This window comes from Pseudomonas sp. 86_A (assembly GCF_017491705.1).
GTDB classification, from domain to species: Bacteria; Pseudomonadota; Gammaproteobacteria; order Pseudomonadales; family Pseudomonadaceae; genus Aquipseudomonas; species Aquipseudomonas koreensis.
Map to the genome: position 1 here is coordinate 26,793 of NZ_JAFGYS010000015.1, position 11,309 is coordinate 38,101.

The window sequence follows — 11,309 nt, forward strand, 5'->3', positions numbered from 1 at the left end:
CGTTTCAATGGAAAAGACCAAGCAGTCTGCGCCGTCCGCGGTGCCGCGCCATGTCGCGATCATCATGGATGGCAACAATCGCTGGGCGAAGAAGCGCTTCATGCCGGGTGTCGCCGGGCATAAAGCCGGCGTGGATGCTGTGCGGGCCGTGATCGAGGTGTGCGCCGAGGCCAAGGTCGAAGTGCTCACCCTGTTCGCCTTTTCCAGTGAAAACTGGCAGCGCCCGGCCGATGAAGTCAGTGCCTTGATGGACCTGTTCTTCAAGGCGCTGCGTCGTGAGGCCAAGCGTCTCAACGACAACAACATCAGCTTGCGCATCATCGGCGATCGCTCGCGCTTCCATCCTGAACTTCAGGCAGCGATGCGCGAGGCTGAAGCGATGACGGCCGGTGCCAACCGCTTTATCCTGCAGATCGCCGCCAACTACGGCGGTCAGTGGGATATTGCGCAAGCGGCACAGCGTCTGGCGCGTGAAGTCCAGGCCGGGCACTTGCGCCCGGAGGACATCACCCCGGATCTGCTGCAAACCTGTCTGGCGACCGGCGACTTGCCGCTACCGGACTTGTGCATCCGCACCGGTGGCGAGCACCGCATCAGCAACTTCCTCTTGTGGCAACTGGCGTACGCCGAGTTGTACTTCTCCGACCTGTTCTGGCCGGACTTCAAACACGAAGCCATGCGCACAGCGCTGGCCGATTTCGCTTCACGCCAGCGCCGCTTCGGTAAAACGAGCGAGCAGGTTGAAGCTGGAGCCCGGGTTTAATGCTTAAACAACGAATCATCACTGCGCTGATCCTGCTGCCGATCGCCCTGTGCGGGTTTTTCCTGCTCGAGGGTTCCGGTTTTGCGCTGTTCATCGGTCTGGTCGTGAGCCTGGGTGCCTGGGAATGGGCGCGTCTGGCTGGCTTTACCGCACAGTCGTTCCGTGTCGGCTATGCCGCTGTCGTTGCGCTGATGTTGTTCGTCATGTACGTGCTGCCGGGCCTCGCCCCTTGGGTATTGGGGGCTTCGGTACTGTGGTGGGCGGTGGCGACTTACCTGGTGCTGACGTATCCGCGTTCGAGCGAGCACTGGTCCACGGCGGCCACCAAGCTCGTGATCGGCTTGCTGATCCTGCTGCCGGCCTGGCAAGGGCTGGTGCAGATCAAGCAATATCCGCTGGGTAACTGGCTGATCATGGCGGTGATGGTGCTGGTCTGGGGGGCCGACATCGGTGCCTATTTTTCCGGTCGGGCCTTCGGCAAGCGCAAGCTGGCGCCGCAAGTCAGCCCGGGCAAAAGCTGGGAAGGCGTTTACGGTGGTCTGGCGCTGAGTCTGGTCATTACCGCTATCGTCGGCCTGGTGCGTGACTGGACCGTGGGCGAACTGCTCAAGGGCTTGATCGGTGCGGCGTTGATCGTCTTCATTTCGGTGGTGGGCGACCTCACCGAAAGCATGTTCAAGCGTCAGTCCGGCATCAAGGACAGCAGTAATCTGCTGCCCGGTCATGGCGGCGTGCTTGATCGTATCGACAGCCTGACTGCGGCGATCCCGATTTTCGCCGTATTGCTGTGGATGGCTGCGCCGTGAGCCGCCCGCAACAGATTACCGTTCTGGGGGCCACCGGCTCGATCGGTCTGAGCACCCTGGATGTGATTGCTCGTCATCCTGAGCGCTATCAGGTCTTTGCCTTGAGCGGGTTCACGCGCCTGAGCGAGTTGCTGGCCTTGTGCGTTCGGCATGTGCCGCAGTTTGCGGTGGTGCCGGAAGTGGCGGCGGCGCGTGGTTTGCAGGATGACTTGCGGGCTGCCGGCCTGTCCACGCGCGTGCTGGTAGGGGAGGAGGGCCTGTGCCAGGTCGCGTCCGCTCCTGAAGTCGATGCGGTGATGGCGGCCATCGTCGGTGCGGCGGGCTTGCGCCCGACGCTGGCGGCGGTGGAGGCTGGCAAAAAAATCCTCCTGGCCAATAAAGAAGCGCTGGTGATGTCCGGCGCGCTGTTCATGCAGGCGGTGCACAAGAGCGGCTCGGTGCTGCTGCCGATCGACAGCGAGCACAATGCGATCTTCCAGTGCATGCCGCAGGATTTTGCGCGTGGGCTGGGCGCCGTCGGCGTGCGGCGGATCTTGCTCACGGCTTCGGGCGGGCCTTTCCGCCAGACGCCGCTGAGCGAGTTGGCGCACGTTTCGCCGGATCAGGCCTGTGCGCACCCGAACTGGTCCATGGGTCGCAAGATTTCGGTGGATTCGGCCAGCATGATGAACAAGGGCCTGGAGTTGATCGAGGCTTGCTGGTTGTTCGACGCCAAGCCTTCGCAGGTTGAGGTGGTGATTCATCCGCAGAGTGTGATTCACTCGTTGGTCGATTATGTCGATGGTTCGGTGTTGGCGCAGTTGGGCAACCCTGACATGCGCACGCCGATTGCCAATGCACTGGCGTGGCCCGAGCGTATTGATTCGGGCGTGGCACCGCTGGACCTGTTTGCCATTGCGCGTCTGGATTTCGAAGCGCCGGATGAAGAGCGCTTCCCTTGTCTGCGCCTAGCGCGACAGGCAGCTGAGGCGGGTAACAGCGCGCCGGCCATGCTCAATGCGGCCAACGAAGTGGCTGTTGCAGCGTTTCTCGACGGGCGTGTGGGTTATCTGGAAATCGCGAGTATCATCGAGGATGTGTTGAATCTCGAGCCGGTGGTTGCGCTTGAGGATCTGGATGCGGTGTTTACCGCAGACGCGAAAGCGCGGATTCTGGCCGGACAATGGCTGAGTCGGCACGACCGATAGCCTTTACAGAACCATGGCGTCACGCGGCACTGAACAGGATTGCGGAGAAAGTAGATGAGCGCGCTCTATATGATTGCCGGCACCCTGATCGCTTTGGGTGTGCTGGTCACCTTTCACGAATTCGGCCACTTCTGGGTCGCGCGTCGCTGTGGCGTCAAGGTTTTACGTTTTTCCGTGGGCTTCGGCATGCCCCTGTTGCGCTGGTACGACAAGCAGGGCACTGAGTTTGTCGTCGCCGCGATTCCGCTGGGTGGCTACGTCAAAATGCTCGATGAGCGTGAAGGCGAAGTACCGGCTGATCAGCTTCATCAGTCTTTCAATCGCAAATCGGTTCGCCAGCGTATCGCCATTGTCGCGGCGGGTCCGATCGCCAATTTCCTGCTGGCCCTGGTGTTCTTCTGGGTGTTGGCGATGCTCGGCAGCGAGCAGATTCGTCCGGTTATCGGGGCTGTCGAGTCCGGCAGCATCGCGGCCAGGTCCGGTTTGAGTGCCGGCCAGGAAATCGTCGCTATCGATGGTGAACCGACCTCCGGCTGGGCCGCCGTCAATCTGCAGCTGGTGCGTCGTCTGGGGGAAAGCGGTTCCCTGCAATTGCTCGTGCGCGAGCAGGGTTCGACCGCAGACACGCCTCGTGAGTTGGCGCTGGACCATTGGCTCAAAGGCGCTGACGAGCCCGATCCGATCCGCTCGCTGGGTATTCGCCCATGGCGCCCGGCCCTGCCGCCGGTGCTGGCTGAACTTGATCCGAAAGGCCCGGCGCAAGCCGCTGGTCTGAAAACCGGTGACCGTCTGCTGTCGCTTGACGGCCAGGCGCTGAATGACTGGCAGCAGGTGGTGGATACCGTTCGTACGCGTCCTGATACCAAAATCATGCTGCGCATCGAGCGCGACGGTGCTCAAATCGACATCCCGGTGACCTTGGCAGCGCGCGGCGAAAGCAAGTCGCCAAGCGGTTATCTCGGGGCAGGGGTAAAGGCCGTAGACTGGCCGCCGGAAATGATCCGCGAGGTCAGTTATGGTCCGCTGGCCGCGATTGGCGAGGGTGCCCGTCGTACCTGGACCATGAGCGTGCTGACGCTGGACTCACTGAAGAAAATGCTGTTCGGCGAGCTCTCGGTAAAAAACTTGAGTGGACCGATAACCATTGCTAAAGTGGCGGGCGCTTCTGCCCAGTCGGGCGTTGCTGATTTCCTGAATTTCCTTGCTTATCTGAGTATTAGCCTGGGCGTTCTGAATTTGCTGCCCATTCCTGTACTGGATGGGGGGCATTTGTTGTTTTATCTGATTGAGTGGGCGCGTGGTCGTCCCTTGTCGGATCGGGTGCAAGGTTGGGGGGTGCAGATCGGTATCAGTTTGGTGGTCGGAGTGATGTTGCTTGCTCTGGTCAATGATCTGGGTCGACTGTAAAGCTTCGCTGAATTGCGAATCTGCCGCATTTTGCGGCAGTTTGTTTATTGCCAGTTGGAATAAGAAAGGACTTCATGAAACGTCTGCTGCTAACTGCGGTTCTCACCGTATTGATGATCGCCGAAGTTCACGCCGAGTCCTTCACTATCTCTGATATTCGCGTCAACGGCCTCCAGCGGGTCTCCGCGGGTAGCGTGTTTGGTGCCTTGCCGTTGAACGTCGGCGAGCAGGCGGATGATCGTCGCCTGGTGGAATCCACTCGTGCGTTGTTCAAAACCGGTTTCTTTCAAGATATCCAGCTGGGCCGCGAAGGCAACGTTCTGGTGATCACGGTCGTCGAGCGCCCGTCCGTCGCCAGTATCGAGATCGAGGGCAACAAGGCGATCTCCACCGAGGACCTGATGAAGGGCCTCAAACAGTCCGGTCTGTCTGAAGGTGAAATCTTCCAGCGCGCCACCCTCGAAGGTGTTCGTAACGAGCTGCAACGCCAGTACGTTGCACAGGGTCGCTACTCGGCTACGGTCGATACCGAAGTGGTATCGCAGCCGCGCAACCGCGTTGCGCTGAAAGTGAAGATCAACGAAGGCACCGTGGCTGCGATCCAGCACATCAACGTGGTCGGTAACACGGTCTTCCCTGATGACGACCTGATCGACCTGTTCGAGCTGAAGACCACCAACTGGCTGTCGTTCTTCAAGAACGACGACAAGTACGCCCGTGAAAAGCTGTCCGGTGACCTGGAGCGTCTGCGTTCCTACTACCTGGACCGTGGCTACATCAACATGGACATCGCTTCGACTCAGGTGTCCATCACCCCGGACAAGAAGCACGTCTACATCACCGTCAACATCACCGAAGGCGAGAAGTACACCGTCCGTGACGTCAAACTCAGCGGTGACCTGAAAGTCCCTGAAGACCAGATCAAGTCCCTGCTGCTGGTGCAGAAAGGCCAGGTGTTCTCGCGCAAGCTGATGACCACCACGTCCGAGCTGATCACCCGTCGCCTGGGTAACGAGGGTTACACCTTCGCCAACGTCAACGGCGTACCTCAGCCGCACGACGACGATCACACCGTGGACATCCTGTTTGCTGTGGATCCGGGCAAGCGTGCCTACGTCAACCGGATCAACTTCCGTGGCAACACCAAGTCCGAAGACGAAGTGCTGCGTCGCGAAATGCGTCAGATGGAAGGTGGCTGGGCTTCGACTTACCTGATCGATCAGTCCAAGACCCGTCTTGAGCGTCTGGGCTTCTTTAAAGAGGTAAACGTCGAGACTCCGGCTGTTCCGGGTGTCGACGACCAGGTGGACGTGAACTACGCCGTTGAAGAACAGGCGTCCGGTTCGATCACCGCGAGCGTCGGTTTCGCCCAGAGTGCCGGTCTGATCCTCGGTGGTTCGATCACCCAGAACAACTTCCTCGGTACCGGTAACCGCGTCAGCGTCGGCCTGACTCGCAGCGAATACCAGAGCCGCTACAACTTCGGCTACGTTGACCCCTACTGGACCGCCGATGGCGTGAGCCTGGGTTACAACGCGTTCTATCGCACCACCGACTACAAAGATCTCAATATCGACGTAGCCAGCTACGCGGTAGACAGCCTGGGTGCCGGCGTCAACGTTGGCTACCCGATCAGCGAGACTTCGCGTTTGACCTTCGGTCTGTCCGCTCAACAGGACAAGATCAAGACGGGCCAGTACACCGTTGACGAGATCTTCGACTTCGTTAACAAGGAAGGCGACCAGTATCTGAACTTCAAGGCGTCGGCCGGCTGGTCCGAGTCGACTCTGAACAAAGGCGTATTGCCGACCCGTGGTCGTTCCCAGAGCCTGACGCTGGAAACCACGATTCCGGGCAGCGACCTGTCGTTCTACAAGCTCGACTACCGTGGTCAGTTGTTCCAGCCGATCACCGAAAACTACACCCTGCGTCTGCACACCGAGCTGGGTTATGGCGACGGTTATGGTTCGACCGACGGCTTGCCGTTCTATGAAAACTACTATGCTGGTGGTTTCAACTCGGTTCGCGGCTTCAAGGACAGCACCCTGGGTCCTCGCAGTACCCCGAGTCGTGGTACCAACCCAGGCACATCGATTGACCCGGATCAGGATCCGCTGCCGTTTGGTGGCAACGTGCTGATCCAGGGTGGTGCCGAGGTTCTGTTCCCGCTGCCGTTCGTGAAGGATCAGCGCTCCCTGCGTACTTCGGTATTCTGGGATGTGGGTAACGTTTTCGATTCGCAGTGCAAGGACACCACCAACGCAAATGGTTCGACGTCCAACACCAAGTGCAACGACATCAGCCTGAGCAACATGGCCAGTTCCGTTGGTGTGGGTGTGACCTGGGTCACCGCACTGGGTCCTCTGAGTTTTGCTCTGGCGATGCCGGTCAAGAAACCGGATAACGCTGAAACTCAAGTGTTCCAATTCTCCCTCGGCCAGACGTTCTAAGCGTCTGACCCAAGATAACGACAATGGATTTTGTAGGAGTGCATCGTGCGTAAGTTGACTCAATTGGTTCTCCTGGCCTCCGTACTGGTGGCAGGCCCGGCGTTCGCCGACATGAAAATCGCTGTTCTGAACTATCAGATGGCGCTGCTGGAATCCGACGCGGCCAAGAAATACGCCGTGGATGCCGAGAAGAAGTTCGGTCCGCAACTGACCAAGCTCAAGACGCTGGAAAGCAGCGCCAAGGGTATTCAGGACCGTCTGATGGCCGGTGGCGACAAGATGCAGCAGGGCGAGCGTGAGCGTCTGGAGCTTGAATTCAAGCAAAAGGCCCGTGACTTCCAGTTCCAGTCCAAGGAGCTGAACGAAGCCAAGGCTGTTGCCGACCGCGAAATGCTCAAGCAACTGAAGCCGAAGCTGGATAGCGCAGTGGAAGAAGTCATCAAGAAAGGTGGTTTTGACCTGGTGTTCGAGCGTGGCGCAGTGATCGATGTCAAACCTCAGTACGACATCACGCGCCAGGTTATCGAGCGCATGAATCAGCTGAAGTAACCCATGACCGTGACCATCAAGCTCGGCCAGTTGGCCGAGTTCCTCGGCGCCACCCTGCGTGGCGACCCCGAGACGCAAATTACTGGGCTAGCCACCTTGCAGGAGGCTGGCCCAGCTCAGTTGAGCTTTCTGGCAAATCCTCAATATCGCAAATACCTGGCAAGTTCCCAGGCGGCTGCGCTATTGCTCAAGGAGGCGGATGCCGACGGTTTTGCCGGCAATGCGCTGCTAGTGCCGGATCCTTACCTGGCTTACGCACGCATCTCGCACCTGTTCGATCCCAAGCCAAAAGCCACTGCGGGTGTTCATCCCACAGCGGTGATTGCGCCGGATGCGGTGGTTGATCCAAGCGCCAGCATCGGCCCGTTCGTGGTGATCGAGGCCGGTGTGCGAATCGGCGCGCAGGTTACCCTGGGGGCGCATTGCGTCATCGGTGCCCGCAGTGAAATCGGTGAGGGCGGCTGGCTCGCGCCGCGGGTAACGCTGTACCACGACGTGCGCATCGGCAAGCGTGTGGTGATCCAGTCCGGTGCCGTGCTCGGCGGTGAAGGCTTCGGCTTCGCCAACGAGAAAGGTGTCTGGCAGAAGATCGCCCAGATTGGCGGTGTCACCATCGGCGACGATGTGGAAATTGGCGTGAATACCGCCATCGACCGTGGTGCGCTGGCCGATACCGTGATCGGCAATGGCGTGAAGCTCGACAACCAGATCCAGATCGCCCACAACGTCCAGGTCGGTGATCACACCGCCATGGCGGCGTGCGTGGGTATCTCCGGCAGCACCAAAATCGGCAAGCACTGCATGCTCGCCGGTGGCGTTGGCCTGGTGGGGCATATCGATATTTGCGACAACGTTTTCCTGACCGGGATGACCATGGTGACCCACTCGATTACCGAGCCGGGTGCCTATTCTTCCGGCACAGCCATGCAACCAGCGGCCGAATGGCGCAAAAGCGCGGCACGCATCCGTCAGCTCGATGACCTCGCGCGACGTTTGAAGCAGTTGGAAAAGCGCGTTGGGGAAGTGACCCCCGGCGGCAATGCTTCATCTGATGGCTGATACCATTTCCATATCAAGTGTGCACAGCCTCTAGACTGCCTCCTTGATTTGCTAGAGGAGTGCGCGTCAGTCGCGCTCCCAATCTTTACATAGGCTTCCCCCCGAAATGATGGACATCAACGAGATTCGCGAATACCTGCCTCACCGTTACCCGTTCCTGCTGGTGGACCGGGTGGTGGAACTGGACACTGAAGGCAAGCGCATTCGCGCCTACAAGAATGTCAGCATCAATGAGCCATTCTTCAACGGCCACTTCCCGGCGCATCCGATCATGCCGGGCGTGCTGATCATCGAAGCGATGGCCCAGGCTGCCGGGATCCTCGGTTTCAAAATGCTCGATGTGAAGCCTGCAGACGGCACCCTGTATTACTTCGTCGGTTCCGACAAGCTGCGCTTCCGTCAGCCGGTTCTGCCAGGTGACCAGTTGATCCTCGAAGCCAAGTTCATCAGCTGCAAGCGTCAGATCTGGAAGTTCGAGTGCCAGGCTTCGGTTGACGGCAAGCCAGTCTGCTCGGCTGAAATCATCTGTGCGGAACGCAAACTATGAGTTTGATTGACCCTCGCGCAATCATCGATCCGTCGGCCGTTCTGGCTGACGGCGTCGAGGTCGGCCCGTGGTCGATCGTCGGCGCAGGTGTGGAAATCGGCGAGGGTACCGTGATTGGGCCGCATGTGGTCCTCAAAGGCCCGACCCGAATCGGCAAGCACAACCGCATCTACCAGTTTTCCTCGGTAGGCGAAGACACGCCCGATCTGAAGTACAAAGGCGAAGAAACCCGTCTGGTGATTGGCGACCACAACGTCATTCGCGAAGGCGTGACCATTCACCGTGGCACGGTGCAGGATCGTTCGGAAACCACCCTGGGCGATCACAACCTGATCATGGCTTACGCCCATATCGGGCATGACAGTGTCATTGGCAACCACTGCATTCTGGTCAACAACACAGCGTTGGCCGGGCATGTGCACGTCGATGACTGGGCGATCCTTTCCGGGTTCACTCTGGTTCACCAGTATTGCCATATCGGTGCTCACAGCTTCTCCGGCATGGGCACCGCCATCGGCAAGGACGTTCCGGCGTTCGTGACCGTGTTCGGCAACCCGGCTGAAGCGCGCAGCATGAACTTCGAAGGCATGCGTCGTCGCGGTTTCAGTGAAGACGCCATTCACGCCCTGCGCCGTGCGTACAAAACCGTTTATCGCCAAGGGCTGACCGTCGAGCAGGCGCTGGCCGAACTCGCCGAACCTTCTGCGCAGTTCCCGGAAGTCGCGGTGTTCCGTGACTCGATCCAGTCGTCGACCCGCGGCATCACCCGCTGATCATGGCCAGTCTGCGTATTGCGCTGGTAGCGGGCGAAGCTTCCGGTGATATTTTGGGCGCCGGCCTCATGCGCGCGCTCAAGGCGCAACACCCGACAGCCGAGTTCATCGGCGTCGGCGGCCCGTTGATGCAGGCTGAGGGGCTGACGTCCTACTTCCCCATGGAGCGCCTGTCGGTCATGGGGCTGGTGGAAGTGCTCGGGCGGCTGCGCGAGTTGCTCAAGCGCCGCAAGGACCTGATCGCCACGTTGATTGCCGAGAAACCGGATGTGTTCATCGGCATCGATGCCCCGGATTTCAACCTCAATATCGAACTCAAGTTGCGTCAGGCCGGGATCAAGACCGTGCACTACGTCAGCCCGTCAGTGTGGGCGTGGCGGCAGAAGCGCGTGCTGAAGATTCGCGAAGGCTGCGACCTGATGTTGACGCTGTTGCCGTTCGAAGCAAAATTCTACGAAGAGAAAGGCGTGCCGGTACGGTTCGTCGGTCACACGTTGGCCGACACCATTCCGCTTGAGGCCGATCGTGCCGCTGCGCGGGCCGAACTGGGCTTGCCGGATGGGCCGCTGGTCGCCTTGATGCCGGGCAGTCGCGGCGGTGAAGTCGGGCGTCTGGGCGCGTTGTTCCTCGACACGGCCGAGCGCCTGCGGGCCATGCGTCCGGGGCTGCGCTTTGTCATACCGTGTGCCAATGCCGAACGTCGCGTGCAGCTCGAAGAACTGCTCGCGGGTCGTGACTTGCCGGTAACCTTGCTCGACGGCAAATCCCATCTGGCCCTGGCGGCGTGCAACGCGGTATTGATCGCTTCGGGCACTGCCACGCTTGAGGCGTTGCTGTACAAGCGGCCGATGGTCGTCGCGTATCGCTTGGCGCCACTGACGTTCTGGATTCTCAAGCGCATGGTCAAGAGCCCTTACGTGTCGCTGCCGAACCTGTTGGCCCAGCGCCTGCTGGTGCCGGAATTGTTGCAGGATGATGCGACAGTCGAGGCTCTGGCACAGACCCTGTCACCGCTGATCGACGGTGGCGAAGAGCAGACCCGTGGCTTCGACGAAATTCACCGCACGTTGCGGCTGGACGCTTCCAATCAGGCGGCGGATGCCGTCCTCAACCTGGTCGGTCAGAAATAATGAGCAAGACGATGCAAATGGGCCTGGATTTCACCCTGGTCGCCGAAGTTGAAGATCTGGTGGCCGGTGTCGACGAAGTCGGTCGCGGCCCGTTGTGCGGTGCGGTGGTGACGGCGGCGGTGATCCTCGATCCGAACCGGCCGATCCTCGGTCTCAACGACTCGAAGAAACTCACCGAAGCCAAGCGCGAGAAGCTCTACGACGAGATCATCGAGAAGTCCCTGAGCTGGTGCATCGCCCGCGCCGAAGTCGAAGAAATCGATGAGCTGAACATCCTCCACGCCACCATGCTCGCCATGCAGCGTGCGGTGGCCGGGCTGCATGTGCAGCCGAAACTGGCGATGATCGACGGTAACCGCTGCCCGAAATTGCCAATGCGCGCCGAAGCGGTGGTGCAGGGCGACGGCAAGGTCCCGGCAATTGCCGCGGCGTCGATTCTGGCCAAGGTCAGCCGCGACCGCGAGATGGCGGCGTTCGAATTGATCTATCCGGGTTACGGCATCGGCGGCCATAAAGGCTACCCGACGCCCGTTCATCTGGAAGCGTTGGCACGGCTGGGGCCGACGCCGATTCACCGGCGCTCGTTCGCCCCGGTGCGTCAGGCTTACGAGGCGCTCGAAGGCCTGACGCAGGTTTAG

The 11,309-nt window shown here is 60.0% G+C and carries 11 protein-coding genes; all 11 read left to right on the forward strand.

Annotated features, from left to right (window positions below):
• The first annotated feature begins 7 nt into the window (after nucleotides 1–7).
• The 11 genes from uppS to rnhB all read left to right on the forward strand — a co-directional run bounded on the left by uppS (nucleotide 8) and on the right by rnhB (nucleotide 11,309).
• Nucleotides 8–763 carry a polyprenyl diphosphate synthase gene (gene uppS / locus J5M57_RS22200; RefSeq protein WP_064586183.1) on the forward strand — a complete coding sequence of 252 codons (756 nt, stop codon included), beginning with the start codon at nucleotides 8–10 and terminating at the stop codon, nucleotides 761–763.
• Entirely contained in the window at nucleotides 763–1,569 is an 807-nt protein-coding gene (locus J5M57_RS22205; protein WP_025110886.1) for a phosphatidate cytidylyltransferase, read from the forward strand. Before uppS ends, J5M57_RS22205 begins: the two co-directional genes overlap by 1 nt.
• Complete coding sequence (gene ispC / locus J5M57_RS22210; RefSeq protein ID WP_083366874.1) at nucleotides 1,566–2,756, forward strand: 1-deoxy-D-xylulose-5-phosphate reductoisomerase; 1,191 nt, start codon at nucleotides 1,566–1,568, stop codon at nucleotides 2,754–2,756. Before J5M57_RS22205 ends, ispC begins: the two co-directional genes overlap by 4 nt.
• Nucleotides 2,757–2,810: 54 nt before the next feature.
• On the forward strand, nucleotides 2,811–4,163 hold the full coding sequence (gene rseP, locus J5M57_RS22215; protein ID WP_207847297.1) for a sigma E protease regulator RseP: 1,353 nt from the start codon (nucleotides 2,811–2,813) through the stop codon (nucleotides 4,161–4,163).
• A 74-nt stretch (nucleotides 4,164–4,237) separates the two neighbouring features.
• Nucleotides 4,238–6,613 carry an outer membrane protein assembly factor BamA gene (gene bamA / locus J5M57_RS22220; RefSeq protein ID WP_169841214.1) on the forward strand — a complete coding sequence of 792 codons (2,376 nt, stop codon included), beginning with the start codon at nucleotides 4,238–4,240 and terminating at the stop codon, nucleotides 6,611–6,613.
• A gap of 45 nt (nucleotides 6,614–6,658) precedes the next feature.
• The gene (locus J5M57_RS22225; protein ID WP_003222140.1) at nucleotides 6,659–7,162 is read left to right on the forward strand and encodes an OmpH family outer membrane protein; all 504 of its coding nucleotides are present in this window, start codon (nucleotides 6,659–6,661) and stop codon (nucleotides 7,160–7,162) included.
• A 3-nt stretch (nucleotides 7,163–7,165) separates the two neighbouring features.
• Entirely contained in the window at nucleotides 7,166–8,221 is a 1,056-nt protein-coding gene (gene lpxD / locus J5M57_RS22230; protein ID WP_169841213.1) for a UDP-3-O-(3-hydroxymyristoyl)glucosamine N-acyltransferase, read from the forward strand.
• 106 nt (nucleotides 8,222–8,327) lie between these two features.
• A complete protein-coding gene (fabZ, locus tag J5M57_RS22235) occupies nucleotides 8,328–8,768 on the forward strand; it encodes a 3-hydroxyacyl-ACP dehydratase FabZ (protein ID WP_003222142.1) in 441 nt (146 codons plus the stop codon).
• Entirely contained in the window at nucleotides 8,765–9,541 is a 777-nt protein-coding gene (gene lpxA, locus J5M57_RS22240) for an acyl-ACP--UDP-N-acetylglucosamine O-acyltransferase (protein WP_064586188.1), read from the forward strand. The genes fabZ and lpxA overlap by 4 nt, the downstream gene beginning before the upstream one ends.
• A complete protein-coding gene (lpxB, locus tag J5M57_RS22245) occupies nucleotides 9,541–10,671 on the forward strand; it encodes a lipid-A-disaccharide synthase (protein WP_169841269.1) in 1,131 nt (376 codons plus the stop codon). Before lpxA ends, lpxB begins: the two co-directional genes overlap by 1 nt.
• Nucleotides 10,672–10,682: 11 nt before the next feature.
• Nucleotides 10,683–11,309, forward strand: coding sequence for a ribonuclease HII (gene rnhB, locus J5M57_RS22250; protein WP_169841268.1), 627 nt, complete (start codon nucleotides 10,683–10,685; stop codon nucleotides 11,307–11,309).